The 19,681-nt window shown below is 40.1% G+C and carries 16 protein-coding genes; 13 read left to right on the top strand and 3 right to left on the bottom strand.

What is annotated here, in order from left to right; genetic code table 11:
* Position 1 precedes the first annotated feature (1 nt).
* From H7U01_RS08530 to H7U01_RS08520, 3 genes are all read left to right on the top strand, one after another.
* On the top strand, positions 2-328 hold the full coding sequence (locus H7U01_RS08530) for a bacteriocin immunity protein (RefSeq protein ID WP_201041447.1): 327 nt from the start codon (positions 2-4) through the stop codon (positions 326-328).
* Between the two features lie 171 nt (positions 329-499).
* Positions 500-2,515: a M13 family metallopeptidase gene (locus H7U01_RS08525; RefSeq protein ID WP_201041446.1), complete on the top strand. Its 2,016-nt coding sequence runs from the start codon at positions 500-502 to the stop codon at positions 2,513-2,515.
* A gap of 133 nt (positions 2,516-2,648) precedes the next feature.
* Positions 2,649-2,969, top strand: coding sequence for a hypothetical protein (locus H7U01_RS08520; RefSeq protein WP_013990329.1), 321 nt, complete (start codon positions 2,649-2,651; stop codon positions 2,967-2,969).
* 234 nt (positions 2,970-3,203) lie between these two features.
* On the opposite strand, the gene H7U01_RS08515 is transcribed toward H7U01_RS08520, so the two are convergent.
* Both H7U01_RS08515 and H7U01_RS08510 read right to left on the bottom strand, forming a co-directional pair.
* The gene (locus H7U01_RS08515; RefSeq protein ID WP_201041445.1) at positions 3,204-6,704 is read right to left on the bottom strand and encodes a KxYKxGKxW signal peptide domain-containing protein; all 3,501 of its coding nucleotides are present in this window, start codon (positions 6,702-6,704) and stop codon (positions 3,204-3,206) included.
* Positions 6,705-7,070: 366 nt separating this feature from the next.
* The gene (locus tag H7U01_RS08510; RefSeq protein ID WP_002891300.1) at positions 7,071-8,336 is read right to left on the bottom strand and encodes a threonine/serine ThrE exporter family protein; all 1,266 of its coding nucleotides are present in this window, start codon (positions 8,334-8,336) and stop codon (positions 7,071-7,073) included.
* Positions 8,337-8,662: 326 nt separating this feature from the next.
* On the opposite strand from H7U01_RS08510, the gene dhaK reads away from it, so the two are divergent.
* From dhaK to H7U01_RS08480, 6 genes are all read left to right on the top strand, one after another.
* Positions 8,663-9,652 carry a dihydroxyacetone kinase subunit DhaK gene (gene dhaK, locus H7U01_RS08505; protein ID WP_201041444.1) on the top strand — a complete coding sequence of 330 codons (990 nt, stop codon included), beginning with the start codon at positions 8,663-8,665 and terminating at the stop codon, positions 9,650-9,652.
* 31 nt (positions 9,653-9,683) lie between these two features.
* The gene (gene dhaL, locus H7U01_RS08500; protein ID WP_004182241.1) at positions 9,684-10,259 is read left to right on the top strand and encodes a dihydroxyacetone kinase subunit DhaL; all 576 of its coding nucleotides are present in this window, start codon (positions 9,684-9,686) and stop codon (positions 10,257-10,259) included.
* Between the two features lie 3 nt (positions 10,260-10,262).
* Positions 10,263-10,637, top strand: a complete 375-nt coding sequence (dhaM, locus tag H7U01_RS08495) for a dihydroxyacetone kinase phosphoryl donor subunit DhaM (RefSeq protein ID WP_049545759.1) — start codon at positions 10,263-10,265, stop codon at positions 10,635-10,637.
* Positions 10,638-10,650: 13 nt separating this feature from the next.
* Entirely contained in the window at positions 10,651-11,634 is a 984-nt protein-coding gene (locus H7U01_RS08490) for a Gfo/Idh/MocA family protein (RefSeq protein WP_201041443.1), read from the top strand.
* A 152-nt stretch (positions 11,635-11,786) separates the two neighbouring features.
* Positions 11,787-12,878 (top strand): glycerol dehydrogenase, encoded by a 1,092-nt coding sequence (locus H7U01_RS08485; RefSeq protein ID WP_004182244.1) that lies wholly within the window; start codon positions 11,787-11,789, stop codon positions 12,876-12,878.
* 302 nt (positions 12,879-13,180) lie between these two features.
* Positions 13,181-13,525, top strand: coding sequence for a hypothetical protein (locus H7U01_RS08480; protein WP_002885337.1), 345 nt, complete (start codon positions 13,181-13,183; stop codon positions 13,523-13,525).
* Between the two features lie 221 nt (positions 13,526-13,746).
* Here the strand turns inward: H7U01_RS08480 and H7U01_RS08475 are convergent, their stop codons facing one another.
* Positions 13,747-15,231 carry a DUF1846 domain-containing protein gene (locus H7U01_RS08475; RefSeq protein WP_201041442.1) on the bottom strand — a complete coding sequence of 495 codons (1,485 nt, stop codon included), beginning with the start codon at positions 15,229-15,231 and terminating at the stop codon, positions 13,747-13,749.
* A 306-nt stretch (positions 15,232-15,537) separates the two neighbouring features.
* Here H7U01_RS08475 and H7U01_RS08470 point away from each other — a divergent pair, with 306 nt between their 5' ends.
* The 4 genes from H7U01_RS08470 to H7U01_RS08455 all read left to right on the top strand — a co-directional run bounded on the left by H7U01_RS08470 (position 15,538) and on the right by H7U01_RS08455 (position 19,560).
* Positions 15,538-16,797, top strand: a complete 1,260-nt coding sequence (locus H7U01_RS08470; protein ID WP_183135764.1) for an ABC transporter permease — start codon at positions 15,538-15,540, stop codon at positions 16,795-16,797.
* 15 nt (positions 16,798-16,812) lie between these two features.
* Positions 16,813-17,445, top strand: a complete 633-nt coding sequence (locus H7U01_RS08465; protein ID WP_195914676.1) for an ABC transporter ATP-binding protein — start codon at positions 16,813-16,815, stop codon at positions 17,443-17,445.
* Between the two features lie 13 nt (positions 17,446-17,458).
* Entirely contained in the window at positions 17,459-18,835 is a 1,377-nt protein-coding gene (locus H7U01_RS08460) for an ABC transporter permease (RefSeq protein WP_014634737.1), read from the top strand.
* Between the two features lie 71 nt (positions 18,836-18,906).
* The gene (locus H7U01_RS08455) at positions 18,907-19,560 is read left to right on the top strand and encodes a response regulator transcription factor (protein WP_002891287.1); all 654 of its coding nucleotides are present in this window, start codon (positions 18,907-18,909) and stop codon (positions 19,558-19,560) included.
* Positions 19,561-19,681 lie beyond the last annotated feature (121 nt).

Below are 19,681 nucleotides of genomic sequence, written 5' to 3'. Positions count from 1 at the left end.
GATGACAAAAAGTAACAACAACCAAATTACGGATATCTTAAACAATATCTATAATCTTATTATAAATCCAGAAACAACTGAAAATGAGAGAGAGTTGCTCGTAACGTTTAAAAATGAAATCGAAGTTGGGAAGAAGGATAATGATGAACTTCTTGCAGAATTATGTAGAGCTATTCAGGCTCTAGCAGTCCGCAATCTTTCTAAAGGCAAATCACTGAGTTCTGGAGTGAGTGACTTGAGTAAGACGCTCACAGAATTCCAAGAAAAATCAGAGCGTAACATTAATCTAGCAAGAGGATTAGCATCAATCTGCTTGTCATTTAGATGATCTTTTATGTTTCTTATCTTGAGTGTCATGATACCTAATTTTAGCTATTTAAGAAAATAAAGAGAAGTAATCGTCTGATTACTTCTTTTTGTCTCCCAAAAACATCTTGCTAAAATCAGTGTTCTAATGATATAATACAAGTATATTAATCTAATTTTCTAAGGAGTATTTATGAAAAAGCGTAAGAAAATTATTCTTGGTTCCATAACGGGAGCTTTGGCCTTGGCTCTTGCTGGAGGCGGTTTTTGGGCCTATAAAACCTTTGTCCCACAAGAGACGCCGATTGACAAGAATGCTACGATAGCCTCAAATTTTTATCAGGCTGTCAACAAGGAATGGCTCCTAAAAGCAAAAATTCCTGTTGATTCTCCAAGCATTGATAGTTTTTATACATTAGATGAAGATGTCAAAGGGAAGCTAAAGAAGGATATCAAAAATTTAGGGGAAGGAAAGGAATCTTCAGACATTACGGGGATGTCTGAGTTTATCACTTTCTACAAGGCTGCTAGTGATTACAAGCAGCGTGAGAAAGATGGACTAGAACCTCTCAAACCTTATCTAAAAGAAATTGAGGATATCAAGGATCTAAGTGATTTGGCCAATAAATCTGCTAGCTTAACTGATAAAGGGATTCCTATTCCATTTGGTTATGACGTAGGAACTAACGCAGAGAATACCAGCCAGAAACAAATCCAATTGACTCCCCCAAGTATCTTATTGCCAGATGTGTCTATTTATAAAGATGAGGCGAGCAAGAAACAATATTTGACTCCAATCGAGACAGCCACGCAAAAAGCCTTGGAAATGCTTGGATATAGTGAAAAAAATAGTAAACGCATTGTCAAAGAAGCACTGGAGTTCGACGAAATCATTGCTAAGTATAGTCTCAGTAACGAAGAGATGTCTGAGAGTAAGAATCTGGTTCATCCTAAAACGGCAGAAGAGATTAATGCCTACTCTGGTTCCTTCAAATTATATGATGTCATCAAAGGCATTATGGGACGTGATTTAGAAACCATCAATGTCCCTAATACCAAGTATTTTGAGAATTATAGTAAGGTCGTTAATCAGGACAATTTTTCTAAAATAAAATCATGGATGTTGATGCAAGAAGCTATGGCAGCATCAAATTCTCTAACCGAAGATTACCGCTTAAATTTTCAATCGATTAGCATGGCTATTATGGGCACACAGAAGCCAATTTCTAAGGAAGATACGGTTTACGAGATGAGTGTCAATCTGTTTAGCGATGTTATGAGTGTCTATTATGGACGTAAATACTTTGGTGAGGAAGCCAAGACTGATGTGACAGGCATGATTGATAAAATCAAAAATGTCTATCGTGGCCGTCTCCAACAGAATGATTGGTTGACGGAAGAAACACGTAACAAGGCCATCGAAAAGTTGGATAAAATGAAGGTTTTTGTAGGTTATCAGGAAGATGTGGATCCTGGAACCAAAGAATTACATCTTGACCCTAACAAGTCCTTCTTTGAGTTGTCAGAAGACATTGCCCAGTTCGGAAAACGTTATACCATTGACCATTTTGATGAGCCTATTGATAAGAATAAATGGTCTGGTTCTGCTTTTGATATCAATGCCTATTACAACCCAGAAAGCAATAGCATCAACTTCCCAGCTGGCATTTTGCAAGCTCCATTTTATGACAAGAACCAAAGTACTGAAAAGAACTATGGTGGTATCGGTGTCGTGATTGGACATGAAATTACCCATGCCTTTGACTCCAATGGTGCCGACTATGATGAGAACGGCGACATGCATAACTGGTGGACAAAAGCAGATAGTAAAGCTTTCGACAAGAGGATCAAAGCCTTTGAAGATCAGTGGAATGGTTTGGAAATTTACGGGACTAAGGTAAATGGAAAACTCACAGTCACTGAGAATGTCGCAGATGCTGGCGGTCTCTCATCCACACTACAAGTTCTCAAAACAGATATGACAAAACCTAACCTCAAGGATTACTTTGAGAACTACGCAGATATCTGGAAACAAAAGGCCAGCCTACAGTACAATAAATATACCATGGTACAAGACGTCCACGCACCTAACGAACTGCGTGTTAACCAACAACTTAAGAATCTTCCTGAGTTTTATGAAGCTTACCCTCAAATCAAGGAAGGCGACGCCATGTATCTAGCACCAAGCAAACGCATTAGTTTGTGGTAAAAAGTCTTGCTGCTTTGCTAATCAAGAATAAGAGAATTTGGAATGTAAACATCCCAGATTCTCTTTTTATGTTGTAGCTTTGGGGAATCATTTTCTAGTGTTATAATGGTGCTATTAAGGAAAGGATTCAAGAATGATGCATAAAAGTAATCTGATAGAAGATAATAAAAGAGGTGAGAATCAGAGCTTTCTCTACTTCCTACACGAGGAGAAAAAATTTGACGTAAAAGCACTTGATGATTTGTGTCACTACATCATAGAACTGGATACAATCAGCCTAGAGCAGTTGAGAGATATCCATTATATTGAAAATCAAATACTACGTCATCTCGTGTATCATTTTGATGATAATGATCTAAGTAAGATTTCCAATCTCCCTTTTGAGTATTGGGAGTATATAGAGCCCTTTGAACGCTTGGTGGCATGTTTGTATGAGGGTGATGGTGAGGAATGACAATTATCCAGGGCATAACAAAGACTTAATCGAGCGTTTAAATCAACAGTATGGCTATGCTAAAGATGTCAAGAAATATTTTGACTTGAAGTAGATTGATGATAGAGATTTTGCCGGTAGCCTTACTAGGTTTTAGACAAAAAGAAAACACCAGAAAAAATGATTTCTGGTGTTTTTGAATACATTTTGGCAAAAATGAGGTATTTTTAAATGCTTACAGTTGTTAGTTTGATATTAATCCTTTTTCTCTGTAGCTACGCCATTTTCGTCAATAATATAGGTTTTTCCATCTTTTTCAAGCGTAGTGTTAGTGGTAATTGGAGAACCTTTTGAGTATGGACTAACTGATATCGGCATTTCAAAATGATAAAGTTTACCATCAAACTCTGCCCATTCGCCACTAAAAGGAGTAGTCATATAAATTTCAGGGTTGAAATAATAAAGCCTATTATCTTCTAACCGAATGACACCTGTTTTTACAACTCCATTTTCATCAGAAACACAGAAATTATCCCAAGAGATGTCTGTAGCTGTATTCCGTAGAAGTCGTCCTTTAGGGCCCAAAAGATAGGTCTTTTCATTGATATTTTGTAGATATGTTCGGTTTTCAGCTCCCCATGGTGGGCTGATATAGTAGGTTTCATTATTATGAGTAACCCATCCGAACTGTAGATGACCGTCCTTATCAGCATAATAGTATTTGTAGTTGCCGTCAATATCATTAGCAAGCATACTACCGTCTTTTTTGAAGAAATAATCGAAACCACCTATCTTGTATGTATCATTTCGAACTTGGTAGCCATCTTCTTTAAAATAAACACGTTTACCGTCAATAGTTGCCCAACCAAATATCTGGCTTCCATCCTCGCCAAAATAAGTATATTTTTTAGAAAAGTAATCGCCTGTTTCATGGAATTTATTTACGAACATAGCACCAGTATCGTTATCGAAGAAATAGTACTTTCCATCAAGCAGAAGTCGTTTTCCTTTGGCTTGTTTTCCAGTTGGATCAAAGTAGTATTTTTGATGATTAATAATTTGAAGTCCAGTGGCTAACTGTCCGTTTTCTTTAATATAAGCCCAATCACCATCTTTATCTTGAATAAATTGTCCAGGTTTGTTCATCGTTACATAACCATTTTGGTCAATGATATAACGAATACCATTAAGTTCAAGTGTTCGGTTAGTCCACATAGCTCCGCTGTCTCTATCGAAATAATGTGTTTGACCGTCAATTTCGACAAGTCTTCCCTTAGCTTGTTTGCCCTCTTTATCAAAGTATAGAGTGACATTATCTATTGAATGGAGTCCGGTGACAGCTTTTCCCTCGTTATCAAAGTAGTACCAATTCCATGCATCATCGTGTTCGAAACGATTTGTTAGTTTAGTTTCGGTCGCTACTCCTTTATCATCAATGAGGTAGGCTTTTTTATTGTAAACTAAGGTCTTGGAAACTGTGAGAGGGGAAGTTTCGGAAAGCGAACTTGTTCTATTGAAAGCATAGAATTTATTGTCACTTTGAATTACAGTTTCTTCAATTTTAGTTAAATCTGTGTTTTCTGGAAGTAGATGTCCGATGTAAAAATCATTGTTTTCATCAAGATAGTATAGATTACCAAAATCATCATCAATAATACGTTTAATCTTATCGGTCTTTGTTCGTACTCCGTGGTTAATAATGTCTACTTCTTCTCTGACGGTATAGGTTCGGCTTCTTCCAGATTTGTAAGTTCTGTTTATGCTAGGTTCTAAGTGGTATAGCTTACCATCAATCGTTTTCCATGTAGGTGTTGTAACTGTAACCATTTGGGGGATATATCTTTCATGGTAAATATCTCCCTTATTTTCAAAATAATAGAGTTTACCATTATTTGCAGTGCTAACACCAGTAAGTACCCTCCCATCCTTATCTGTACCTACGATGCCATGGTAGTAAGTATAATCATCCATATACTGACGTACGAGTAAAGGTCCGAGATAGTTTTTCAGAAGTTTACCTTCAAAATAATAATAATCCTTGCCACCTTTTGTGACAATAGCAGTGACTGCTGAACCAGAATTTGAAAAATAGTAGTCATCACCATTAATATGATGTTCTCCGGTTAGTACTTGACCAAATTTATTGGAGCGATAACTAGTATTTAAAGTTCCAGCAAAGACACGTAATGACTGAATATAAAAGGCATCTTTTACCAATTTTCCATGATTATCAAAGAGGTAGTCTTGTCCTTTGAAGGTAGTAAGAGCATTTTCAACTCGACCAGTATGATCAAAATAATAAAGTTGATCGCCAACTCGATGCCATCCATAGTAACGTCGACCATCAGAACCATAATAGATGTTATACGTTTTTGCAAATGGTTCCCATCTTCTGATTTCAATAGACCAAGTATGCCAATAGTTGGTTTTTACAGCACCTGAATAGTGACTAAAATAGTAATGGAAGCCGTCTATGATTCTTTCGCCATCTTTCGCTTGACGACCTTCTTCATCAAAGTAAAGAGTTACTCCATCTACATTTTGCCATCCTCTTAGTTTCTCTCCTGTTGCGGTGTAATAATACCAGTTCCCTGAGGAATCCTCTTGGAAATGGCCACCAGAAACAAGTGGAAGTTGTGGAAGTTTCTGCTCAGTTTCAATCAAAAGACCATTAGCTTCTGCGTGGTAAGTTTTTCCATTAATAGTGATGTCGGTATTTATAACCTTATGACCACTATCCTTATCAAAGTAATAGGGTTCGATACCTATTGTAACGATTTCACCCTTGGCCTGAACACCGTCTGGGTAGAAATACATGTCGAAGCCATCTATAGTCTGTTCGCCTGTTAGAAGTTTCCCTTCTTTATCACTATAGTACCAGTTGCCGTCGTCATCCGACCAAAAACGGTCACGAACCAATTGGCCAGTATCTTTTTGAAAATAATAGGAATTTCCATCTAGGACGACAAAGGCATCTTTAGCTTGGACACCATTAGGGTAAAAGTAGAGTGGTATATTGTCAATAACTTGTTTACCGATAAGTGCTTTCCCATCTTGGCCTAAGTAGTACCAATTTCCATTCTTATCAGATGCAAAAGCATTGCGAGTAAGTTGTCCGCTATCTTTCTCAAAGTGATATGTTGATCCATTAACGTAACGGGTGTCTCCTTTGACTTGCTTACCATCGGCATCGAAGTAGACATTCACATTATCAATATTTTGCATACCAGTAAGTGTTTTCCCATCCTTAATATAGTACCAGTTGCCCTGATCATCGCTAGTGTAATGACCGCCGGATATTACGGGACTTTCTTCTACTTCATGGGCTGTATTTGTTTCAGAATGTGATGTTTCAGAGCTTACGACTTCACTGCTAGTAACAGTAGAGACTTCCGAACGAAGAGCTTGTTGAGAGTTAATTTCAGAAGTACTTGTTTCTGGAACAGTTGCTTCAGTGGTACTTAGGTCAGATTCAGTAGAAGTAGTTTCAGTGATGTTTTCTCTTGTATTGGGGGCGTCGAAAGATTTGTTTTCTTCTGGTTTAGTAATAACTTCATTAGTTGATGAGCTTACGACATCAATTGCGTTTTCTTGTATGCTGTTTTCAACAGTTGGTTCTGAGGTGGGGTGAGTCTGTTCAGCTGCGGACACATAGCCCAAGCTTGCAAAACTAAGTCCTAGAGCTAGACCAGTTACTGCAATGGTTACCCATTGCTTTTTTACTTTGTGAAGTTTAAAGTATACTTTCTTTTCCATGATAATGCTCCTTTCATTAAACTGAACAATGTTAGCAAGGATATGGTTAATTCATGAGTAAAATTAAGTTAGTATTATGGCTCTATTACTTACATATCAAGTTTATCATCACATTTTAATAAAATCAAAGAATTGTGTAAGCGTTTTTATTTTTTGTATAAACTCTTTCCAACTCTACTCTAAACAAAACTGATAGTATATGAATGATGAACTTTCATTAAAGAGTGTTAATGATGTATTTGCTTTAAGTTAGCAGCGGATAGATCCTTGAGTAGGGTATTTTTGATATTCATAATATGCTATTCACTGATTTTAGAACGCCACCAAAAAAGCCACTGGCATATAAAACCACTGGCTTTTAACAATCTATTTCTTCTTCCCTAGTACAAAATAGCGGCTAGGGATTTGTTGTGTCAAACTGACGGCGATGGCGATGGTAAATGAGGCCAGGAAACAAGCTCGTAGGAAGCTGAGTCCGAGGTCTGCATTTCCAATCAAGAGGAAGTAGACAGCACGATAGAAGCTCATCCCAGGGATGAGTGGGAACATGCTTGAGGCTAGGAAGACTGTAGCTGGACATCTACGGTAGTGGGCCAAAAAGCGTGAGGTGATAGTGACTAATAGGGCTGGGAAGAGGATGGCGAGGACCTCGTGATGGGTATTATTCCAAATCAAGAGGTAGAGGAGCCATGAGCCGGCACCTAGGGTCCCAAGGTCTAAGAAGTATTTCTTAGGCACTCGGTAAAGCACGGAGAAGGCTGCTGTCCCAAGTCCTGCCATGAAGGTCTGAATCAAGACCCCCAGCCATGAGGTTGACGGTGTTGAGAATATGCCTGATAACTGTTCCGCAAAGGGGAGGATGGAAATCATGGCAAGAACACCGACAGAGATAGATAGACAAGTGGAGACCCCTGACAACATCAGGGCCAGACCGCTATAGTAGTTGTTCTGGGTGAATTCTCGAATGGCATTTACAAAGTAAGCCCCAGGAATCAAAATCATCAAGGTGCCCAGAATAATCACGCTACGATGTTGCCCGATACCCAAATAATAGAGAATGTTAGCTGATAAAGCGGCAATGGCACTAGAAAGGATAATCTGCAAGAAACTGGTATGAATAAAACGGGAAAAGAGTTGCATGCCAATCCCTACAAAAACTCCCGATATAGCCGCAGCAGTTCCATCAATCCAGCTACTTCCAAGGGCTAGCGAGAAGCTCCCTGCACCAATGACACAGGCTATAATATCCTCTAAAGGACGATAGAAAGTCTTCTGCTCAATGGTTTTCAGCTTTTGGAAAATGCTAGATACAGGCTGATTTGGCTGTTCTGCCAGTTCTCGAGACAGGCGGTTTACTTCCTCTAGTTTACCTAGATGGATAGACGGGACTGAGGTAGCTAGGACACGAGACTCTTTAAGACCTGAGCGGTTGAGTCCAGAAATCATGACTCCTCGATTGACCACATAAGTGGAGAAGTCTCTGATACCAAGAGACTTGGCCATGTGTCCCATGGTGTCTTCGATACGGTAAATCTCGGCACCGCTCTCCATAAGGACACGGCCTGCCTGAAGGACGGCATCCATTTCATTTTTGGTTTCTATTTCTGTCTCTCTTGGAAAATCGATGGTCATTTGAACCTCCTTATCACTTAATTCGTCATTCCATTATAAGGTTTGAATGATGGTTTTTCAATAGCTTTAACGACTAAAATAGGACTTTCTATGAGATTTTTCTTCTACTTAATGATAGGGGGCAGGAAAATGGAGGGCTTGCCTTTTGCCTTGCTATTGGTAGAGGCAAATGCTACAATTAAATTATAAAATGTATGCGTTTACATGTTTTTACGCTACCTTTCCTAAAAAGCCTTGCAGTCCTTTATTTATAGAGGTCTTAGCAATTAAAGAAGGGAACAAATGTAAGTGCAAATAGATGATACCTTTGAAAAGGAGGCAATTCCATGAAAAAAATTATCAATAAACCTGAAAATGTTGTGACAGAGATGCTAGATGGTTTGGTTTATGTTCACAGTGATTTGGTGCATCGTGTTGACGGCTTTGACATCATTGTAAGAAATGAGCAGGCTGCTGGTCAAGTTGGTCTCATTTCTGGTGGTGGAAGTGGTCATGAGCCAGCCCATGCTGGCTTTGTAGGTGATGGTATGCTTTCAGCAGCCATCGCAGGTGCAGTGTTCACATCACCAACACCTGATCAAATTTTGGAAGCCATCAAGGAAGCAGATCAAGGGGCTGGTGTCTTCATGATTGTTAAAAATTATTCTGGGGACATCATGAATTTTGAGATGGCTCAAGAATTGGCTGAGATGGAAGGTATCGAAGTTGCCAGTGTTGTTGTGGACGACGATATTGCTGTGGAAAATAGCCTCTATACTCAAGGTCGTCGTGGGGTTGCAGGTACCATTTTCGTGCATAAGATCCTAGGTCATGCGGCTCGCGAAGGTAAGTCTCTGGCTGAAATCAAAGACTTGGCTGACAAGATTGTTCCTAATATCCACACTATTGGTTTGGCCCTTAGCGGTGCGACAGTTCCTGAGGTCGGCAAGCCTGGTTTTGTCCTAGCAGAGGATGAAATAGAGTACGGTATTGGTATCCATGGTGAACCAGGCTATCGCAAGGAGTCTATGCAACCTTCTCGACAGTTAGCTGAAGAATTGACAGGGAAGCTCCTTGAAGCCTTTGAGGCTAAGTCAGGCGAACGCTATGCCCTTCTCATCAATGGTATGGGTGCGACACCTCTCATGGAGCAGTATGTCTTTGCTAATGATGTAGCAAGCATTCTTGGAGATGCCGGACTAGATGTGGCATATAAAAAATTAGGTAATTACATGACATCTATTGATATGGCAGGCCTCTCATTGACTCTGATGAAGATTGAAGATGAGGCTTGGCTTGAGGCTTTGGAGAGTCCAGTTAAGACTATTGCTTGGTAGTCTGACGTGAGAACTAGAAATTAGGTATATTATGGATAAAACAGTTGCAGTAAAATGGATGCAAGGCTTTAACCAAAAAGTTGAAGCAGAAAAAGACCACTTGTCTGAATTAGACGGTCCTATTGGAGATGGTGATCATGGTGCTAACTTGGCGCGTGGTATGGCGGCAGCCATTGAGGCTATTAAGAGCACGGAACCACAAAGTGCAGCAGAAGTGTTTAAGGCAGTCTCAATGGCCTTGATTAGCAAGGTTGGTGGTGCCTCAGGTCCGCTCTATGGGTCTGCCTTTATGGGCATGATGAAGGCTGAACAAGCTGGTCAAGATTTGGCAGGAGTGCTTGAGGCAGGTCTCGAGATGATTAAAAAACGTGGTCATGCACAAGTTGGTGAAAAGACCATGGTGGATGTTTGGCACCCAGTTGTTGAAGCTGTCAAACAAGGTCAATTAACCAATGACCTTATTGATCAAGCTGTTCTTTCAACCAAGGAAGTTGTGGCTACCAAGGGGCGTGCCTCTTATGTAGGTGAGCGTTCTATTGGTCACATTGATCCAGGCTCTTATTCGTCTGGTCTACTCTTCAAAGCCTTGCTAGAAGCGGAGGGCTAGGATATGCCAGAACTTGGAATTGTGATTGTGTCCCACTCTGCGGATATTGCTAAAGGTTTGGTGAGCCTGATTCGTGAAGTCGCTCCAGATATCCCTTTGACGGCTACAGGTGGTCTGGAAGATGGTGGCTTGGGATCTAGTTTTGACCATGTCCAAGTGGCTGTGGACAGTCAGCCCGCCAACCGACTCTTGGCCTTTTACGACCTAGGCAGTTCCCGTATGAATTTGGAAATGCTTGAGGAATTTTCAGACAAGGAAATCCTTATTCAACAGGTACCTCTCATTGAGGGGGCCTATGCGGCTGCAGCCTTGCTTCAGGCAGGAGCGAGTGAGGTTGAAATCTTATCTCAGATTAATGAATTGACCATTCAAAAATAGAAAAAGGAAAATTATGACAAATCAAATTAAGTATAACTGGGCTAGTCTTGGAACTGGCGTAATTGCCAACGAATTGGCACAAGCCTTGGAAGCTCTTGGTGGGAAACTCTATTCCGTTGCCAATCGTACCTATGACAAGGGTGTAGCCTTCGCTGAAAAATATGGCATTGAAAAGGTTTATGAAGAGATTGACCAAGTATTTGAAGATCCTGAAGTGGATATTATCTATATCTCAACGCCTCATAATACGCATATTAATTACCTTCGCAAGGCCCTCGCAGCTGGCAAGCACGTCCTCTGTGAAAAATCTATCACTCTAAACAGTGAGGAATTGACAGAAGCTATTCAACTCGCCGAAGAAAATCATGTCAAACTGGCAGAAGCCATGACCATTTTCCATATGCCTATTTATCGGAAACTTTCTGAAATCGTGGAAAGTGGTAAGTTGGGACCTCTCAAGGTTATCCAGATGAACTTCGGTTCTTATAAAGAATATGACATGACCAACCGCTTTTTCAATCGTAACTTGGCTGGTGGAGCTTTGCTTGATATCGGTGTCTATGCCCTTTCCTTTGTACGTTGGTTCATGACGTCGCAACCAACTGAGATGGTTTCACAGGTTAAATTAGCTCTAACTGGTGTTGATGAACAAGCGGGTATTCTCCTTACCAATGCAGAAGGGGAAATGGCAACGGTGACGCTAAGTCTTCATGCTAAACAACCTAAACGTGGCACCATCGCTTATGACAAGGGCTATATCGAACTCTATGAATACCCACGTGGACAAAGGGCGGTCATCACCTATACGGAAGATGGCTCACAAGAAGTCATCGAAGCAGGAGAAACCGCTAAAGCCCTCCAGTATGAGGTTCTGGATATGGAAGCAGCCGTTGCAGGAGAGAATGATTATACCTACCTCAATTACAGCCGAGATGTCATGGAACTTATGACACAACTCCGTAAAGACTGGGGTTTGACCTACCCAGAAGAAGAGTAGAAGTTTTGAAAACAGAGTAAAAAATTAGACTTATGTACTGACTCTAAATAGATATACTGTCAATTAAAGTGAGGGTTTAGCTCTGTATCCCATAGAACTAAGATCATTTAATTGATTCTATATAAATACATTTATATCAAAGGAGAAAGACTATGAGAAATTTTGCAAGTCCGTCACGTTACATTCAAGGTGAAAATGCCTTATTTGAAAATGCAAAAACCATTTTGGAACTAGGAAGTCATCCTGTACTATTGTGTGATTCAGTAGTTTATGACATTGTGGGTCAACGTTTCGAAGAATACCTCGTTCAAAATGGACTTACAGTTGTTCCAGTCTTCTTTAATGGTGAAGCTTCAGATAATGAAATTAATCGTGTGGTAAGTTTGGCCAAAGAAAAGGGCTGTAATTTAGTCATTGGTTTAGGTGGTGGTAAGACTATTGATAGTGCTAAAGCCATCGCAGATCTTCTTAAATCACCAGTAGTGATTGCTCCTACCATTGCATCTACAGATGCTCCGGTTTCAGCCTTGTCTGTTATCTATACGGACGAAGGTGCCTTTGAACGCTACATCTTCTATTCTAAGAACCCAGAATTAGTTTTGGTTGATAGTAAGGTTATCTCTCAAGCGCCAAAACGCTTGCTTGCTTCTGGTATCGCAGATGGCTTAGCAACTTGGGTAGAAGCTCGAGCAGTTATGCAAGCAAATGGTAAAACCATGCTAGGCAAACACCAAACACTTGCTGGTGTTGCCATTGCTGAACGCTGTGAAGAAATCCTTTTTGCAGATGGTTTACAAGCCATGGCCGCCTGTGAAGCAAAAGTTGTAACGCCTGCCCTTGAAAACATCATTGAAGCCAATACCCTTCTCAGTGGTATTGGATTTGAAAGTGGTGGCTTGGCTGCGGCTCACGCCATCCATAATGGTTTCACAGCTCTCACTGGCGATATTCACCATTTGACTCATGGTGAAAAAGTAGCTTACGGAACTCTTGTACAATTGTTCCTAGAAAATCGTCCAAAAGAAGTTTTGGATAAATACATTCGTTTCTATCAACAAATTGGCATGCCAACCACTCTTAAAGAAATGCATCTTGAAAATGCAAGTTACGAAGATCTTCTCAAGGTTGGTCAACAAGCAACAATCGAAGGAGAAACTATTCATCAAATGCCATTTGAGGTGAAAGCTTCTGATATTGCGCAAGCCATCGTTGCTGTAGATGCTTATGTTCATGGATTAGCCTAAGTAAATTTGCTCTTTTGTAGGGAAAGTGCCACCATTCCCGTATAGGAATATTATCCCCCTCAGGCACTTATCCCAACAGGATAGACAAATTCTTATAGGAAAGGGTTCAGTTCTGTATTAGATAGGACTGTGCCCTTTTTACTATTTAAAATCCAATATTTCCAAAGTCCCTCAAAGCGTTTTAAGAACTTTTGAAAACATAAACCATTTTCAAGAAATCCTGATTTAACAGTCATTTCACTTGTGTAAGCGTTTTAAAAAGTGTATAATATAGGTGGAAAGATAGGAAAAGGAGATGGCTAGTGGCTAGTATAACAATTGAAGCGAGCAAGGTAGCTAGAAAGAGTCCTATTCGCGTAGACAGTAGTCTTGTGGGGACAGTTTCTGGAGTGGAAGACGTGAGCGTTTCCCTACCATCGTCGAAAGCTCGTTTGAGTGTCGGAAAGTTGGGTTACAAGTCTAACACCATTACCGTTGAGGACGGACAAACCGTTCGTGTTACTAGCAATTTTCTAAATCGTTTCATAGCGATAGCGCCATTGTTACTCTATCTTGTTGGAGGCCGTTACCTCCCACTTGTGGCAGTCCTATCTACTATAATTTTGCTTTTTAGCTTACCTTTTCTCAAGTTAGAAATCGTAGGCTGATTAGAATCGGGAGTGGCTTAGCCCTCTGTTTGATACCTTTAACTCACTTTTTCATAATAATGCTAGGCCACTCCCTTTTCATTGGGAACGGGTCGAGACGAAAGAGTGGGTTATCAAAAAGGGAACTCGATAGAGTTTCCCTTTTTTCTTTCTCCAACTAAATGCAATTCTAAAAGACCTCAGTTAGTAAAACTGAGGTCTTTGTTGTTTCTAGTCATGCATTATTTACGATACAATTTGTCGTATTGATAGTAAGGGTCGAAGGTCACATTGATACCAAGCTTACGGAGAACATTTTTATCTTCATCAGTAAGGATGATGGTTGAGTGGGCTTCAGACCCCTTGAGGTTACCTAGTTCCTCCATGGCACGCGCCGCATCCGCATTGTTAGCAGCTGTGATGGCCAAGGCAATGAGGATTTCGTTTGAGTGGAGGCGAGGGTTACGGCTACCTAAATGGTCAATTTTCAGACCTTGGATAGGTTTAACCACCTCAGGCTCGATAAGTTTATTATCCTTATCAATACCTGCAGAAGTCTTGATAGCGTTGATTAAAGCAGCCGCAGTTGGACCAAAGAGTTCTGAATTTTTACCAGTGACAATTTGGCCATTTGGCAATTCAAGCGCAAGGGCAGAACCACCTGTTTCTTCAGCCTTAGCGCGTGCTGCAACGACCACTTGGCGATCTTCAGGAGTAATGCCAAGATCGTTCATGAGCAACTCAATCTTCTTGACAGCGGTCTCAGGAACACGTTCATTTTTGAAATCAAGTACAGTTTGATAGTAGCGACGGATGATTTCTTGTTTAGAAGCTTCTTTGGCGGCCTCATCATCCGTAATGGCAAAACCAACCATGTTAACACCCATATCCGTAGGTGAAGCGTAAGGAGACTCACCAAGGATACGCTCAAGCATACGTTTGAGGACTGGGAAAATCTCGATGTCACGGTTGTAGTTTACTGTAGTCTTGCCATAAGTTTCCAAGTGGAATGGGTCAATCATATTGACATCATCAAGGTCGGCAGTGGCAGCTTCATAGGCCAGGTTAACTGGGTGATGAAGCGGCAAATTCCAAACTGGGAAGGTTTCAAATTTAGCATAACCTGACTTGATACCATTGATTTGGTCGTGGTACATGTTAGACATACATGTCGCCAATTTACCAGAACCAGGACCAGGAGCAGTAACAACGATAAGGTTACGGCTAGTCTTGATATAGTCGTTTTTCCCCATACCCTCAGGAGAAATGATATGATTCATATCCGTTGGGTAGCCCTTGATAGGGTAGTGGATGTAAGGCGTGATGCCATTTTTTTCCAATTGGTTACGGAAAGCATCGGCTGCAGGTTGACCAGAATACTGCGTAATAACAACAGAACCCACATAGATATTGAGCTCGTTGAATTTATCAATCAGACGAAGCACCTCTTGGTCGTAGGAAATGCCAAGGTCACCACGAGCCTTAGAATGCTCGATATTGCTGGCATTAATAGCAATAACCACTTCGACCTGATCTTTGAGCTCTTGAAGGAGCTTGATTTTATTGTCAGGTTCATAACCAGGGAGGACACGGGCAGCATGGAAATCTTCCAACATCTTACCACCAAACTCCAAGTAGAGCTTGCCGTCAAACTGGTTAATACGCTCCAAAATATGGTCGCGTTGCAGATTCAAATACTGTTCAGAACTAAAAGCTTGTTTCTTCATAAATAAAAATACCTCTGAGAAAAATTATATCAAATGCCGAGGGTAAATGCTATTGGCGAAAGACGATTTATGGGAGAAAAAGAGGTGAAGTCAATCATGAAACGAATTTTTTATGATAGTCCTTTAGAGTTATTATTTAATTGGAGTTCTCATCTCAGCAGTTAGATTTTTAGATAACAATCACTTCAGAATATTGAATTTCATAAAGGTTTCACATTTGTCGTCTATAATTAGGATAAGAAAATGAAAGCGTCCTCACCTATCTTTGGTGTAGCTGAGGGCTAATGTCTTAAATGGAGGTGGAAGATGGTTCTCTTACAACAGGCAGTTGCTTATATTTTTCGCAAAAAAACGCGGAATATTATCCTTTTTCTCATTTTGTTTTTGATATTATCTTGCTTGTATTTTTGTTTCTCTCTTATGCAAGTTGGTGGAGGAATGAAAGCACAAATCAGGAAGTCAAGTGGGGCAAGTTTTGCTCTGGTAAGTAAAGAAAGAGGCAGTGCATTTTCCTGGAAAGAGGGGGAAAAGATTAGTCATCTATCTGATGTGATGACAACGATACCTGAATATATAAGCCCAGTGCGACTTATCGATAAGGAGGTCGTTACAGGAAAACAAACGGTGGAACGTGATGATCTTGATAATGAGGCTAATCAAGCCTTGGGAGCCACTTTTACTAAGGAAACAGGCCAAAGTGTTGATTTTAGGAGTGGTGCTTTTCAACTCCTTAAGGGGAAGCACATATCTGCTAAAGGTCAAATTATGATTCATGAATCGCTTGCTAGGAAAAATAAGCTAAGCGTCGGAGATAAGCTGACCTTGTCCAATTTCCAGATGACTGAAAGTGGAGCTAGGGAAATGGGCTTTGATATCGTTGGTATTTTTTCTGGCAAGAAGGAGGAGACATTTACTGGAATGTCCTCAGATTTAAGTGAAAATCAAGTCTTCCTCCATTATGAGGACTCTAGCCAGCTGCTTAATTTGACTGATAAGTTAGTGACAAAATTATCCTTTGGTATTAAGAATCCAGATAGAATCGACCAAGTCATTAAACAAGTGGAACAATTAGATATCGATTGGTATCGTCTACGTTTGGACCAGGACCGAAAGGCTTTTGACTCCTTGAAGGAATCGTCTCAAGCGCTACAAGAAATAGTCAGAACGATGATGATTAGTTTAATTGTTACAGGAGCAGGTATCCTCTCGTTTTTAATGGCACTATGGACGCGTGAGAGAAATCATGAGATAGGTATTCTTTTAGCAATTGGGAAGAGCAAGGGACGCATTTTTGCTCAATTTCTTATGGAGATATTGTTGGTGTCCCTTATGTCTTTGTTACCAGCCCTTGCTATTGGACGACTACTAAGTCGACTGTTTTTGCAAGAATTTATAGGACAGCAAGGACAGCAGCAGGCTCTTCAGTTATTAGATCAAATTCCTCAGGGACTACCCTTAGGGCTATCTTATCTATGTCTTCTAGTCTTGGTAATATTATCGCTCGGTGTGACAACAGGTCTCATTTGGCGCAAAACTCCAAAAGAAATCTTATCTAATATGAGTTAAGGAGAAAGGAACACTATGTTAGAACTCAAAGATGTTACGTATAGTTATCAAAATAAAAGTGAAGCTATCTTCTCGAAGGTGAATTATCGTTTCGAGAAAGGTAAATTTTATAGTATTATTGGGCAATCTGGAGCGGGAAAAACGACCTTACTTTCCCTTTTGGCAGGTCTTGATTATCCCAAGAAGGGGCAGGTCTTGTTTAACGGAGAAAATATCAAGAAAAAAAGCTCTAGTTATCATCGTAGACACCATGTTGCGCTTGTTTTTCAAAATTACAATCTCATTGATTATCTTACACCTTTAGAAAATGTACGACTTGTTAATAAAAATGCTGATAGGAAGATACTTTCTGAATTGGGATTAGATGAAAAACAAATTAATCGAAATGTCCTGCAACTTTCAGGTGGGCAACAACAACGTGTAGCTATTGCGCGAGCTTTGGTTTCAGAGGCTCCAATTATCTTAGCAGATGAACCGACAGGAAATCTAGACGAGGAAACTGCGAAGGATATTATTGCTATCCTTAAAAGAATGGCCTTAGATCGCCAAAAATGTGTCATAGTTGTTACGCACAGTAAGGAAGTTGCTCAGGCATCTGATGTGGTTTTAGAGTTGAAGAAGAAACAACTCATAGAAAAGAAAAAATAAAGAAAGGACTCTTATGTTTCGAAACGCTTTTGCATATATTACACGAAAATGGTCAAAGTCACTATTACTGTTAATTATTATTCTTTTGATGAGTACCCTTAGTTTGTTAGGACTTGCTATGCGAAGTGCAACCCAAGAAGCTGCATCCAAGAGTCTAGGGTCAATTACCAATAGTTTTTCAATGCAGATTAATCGTAACACGAATCCTGGAACTCCTCGTGGGGCTGGAAATCTTAAGGGAGAAGATATTAAAAAGATTAGTGAGACTAAAGGGATTGTTTCGACTATAAAACGGATAAATGGTATTGGTGATTTACTAGATTATGAGATTATCGAAACAGAGCAAACGCTACAAAATCAGTCTCCAGAACGTGCTAAAAATTTTAAGTCTACCTTGATGTTGACAGGAGTTAATGACTCATCAAAAGAAGACAAATTTGTTTCAGGTGCTTATAAACTAGTTGAAGGAGAACATCTAACCGATAAGGATCATAATCAAATCTTGATGCACGAAGATTTAGCTAAAAAGAATGGTCTTAATGTAGGAGATAAAGTAAAGCTTAAATCTAATCTCTATGATGCTGATAACGAAAAAAGGGCTGATGAAACAGTAGAAGTGACTATCAAAGGTTTATTTTCTGGTCAAAATAAAGCAGCCGTTACCTATGCTCAGGAGTTATATGAAAACACCCTCATCACTGATCTAGATACAGTAGCAAAACTCTATGGTAATACTGTAGAAACTGCCACTTATGAGGATGCCACTTTCTTTGCTAAAGGCGATCAAAATCTTGATTCCTTGATAGCAAAGATTAAAAAGTTGAATATTAACTGGTCCCTCTACGATCTTGTTAAGAGCTCGTCAAATTACCCTGCTTTACAGAAATCTATTCTTGGGATGTATCGTGTGGCAAACCGTATGTTTATTGGAAGTCTCATTTTTACAAGTTTATTGCTAACTCTTCTGTTAATTTTATGGTTAAATGCTCGTCGTAGAGAAGTTGGTATCTTTTTGGCCTTGGGACTTAAAAAGACACAGGTTGCGGGTCAATTTTTAATAGAATTGCTGATGATTGCCTTACCAGCCTTTCTTTTGTCATATGGTTTAGCTAGTTTCTTTGCCGAAAAAGTTGGTAATACAGTCCTTTCCAATGTAACAGAAGGTATCAATAAGCAAATGACCAAAGAATCTCTAGCTGCAAATCTTGGTGGAGGGGCTGAGGCAGAGAGCTTCAGTAAGACTCTGACTCAGATTCATATGACAGTCCAACCTAAGCAACTTTTAGTAGTTATTCTAGTCGGTGGCTTTATCTTAAGCTTGGTATCCTTAATTTCTTCACGCTGGCTTCTTCACAAGAAACCCAAAGACCTCTTAGTTGATGTTGAATGATAAGTTTGCTGCACCTATAAAAAACGGTATAATGAAAGAAAGCGACTATATATAGATGAAAAGGATAATGTATGAAGATACTAATCGTAGAAGATGAAGTCCTGATTCGAGAAGGGATGAGCGACTATCTCATGGAATGTGGCTATGAGGTCTTTGAAGCAGGCGATGGGCAGGAGGCCCTGGACCTCTTTCACAAAGAAGCGCCGGATCTAGTCTTGCTGGACATCCAGCTTCCTATCCTCAATGGCTTGGAAGTCCTCAAGACCATTCGCAAGACCAGCTCAGTCCCTGTCCTCATGCTAACGGCCTTCCATGACGAGGACTATAAGTTGACAGCCTTTGGAGAGTTGGCAGATGGCTACCTGGAAAAACCCTTCTCCTTGTCCCTCTTGAAGGTCCGTATCGAAGCTATTTTTAAAAAGCTTCAACCTTCACGGGTCTTCACCTATGGAGAGGCACGGGTGGATTTTGAGAGTTATACAGCCAGCCTAGCTGGGCAAGCTATTTCCATGAATGCCAAGGAGTTGGAAATCTTGGAATACTTGCTCCAGCATGAGGGCAAGGCCCGGACCCGCTCTCAGATCCTCGATGCCGTCTGGAAGGAGACGGAAGAGATTCCTTTTGACCGGGTGATCGATGTCTATATCAAGGAACTACGAAAAAAACTGGAGCTAGACTGTATTGTTACGGTACGCAATGTCGGCTATAAATTGGAGAGACCATGACCAAACGGAGTATCTTTGCAAAAATCTTTCTGATCACCTTTGCCCTTTTTCTACCATTTGTCAAGCATATCAAGGCATTTGATAAAAAATAGATTGAATTCCATAATCAAACTAAGGAATT

Source organism: Streptococcus sp. 21.1 (assembly GCF_016648635.1).
Taxonomy (GTDB): domain Bacteria; phylum Bacillota; class Bacilli; order Lactobacillales; family Streptococcaceae; genus Streptococcus.
Note: the sequence above shows the minus strand (reverse complement) of the source record. Positions and strands in the feature narration are given on the sequence as shown.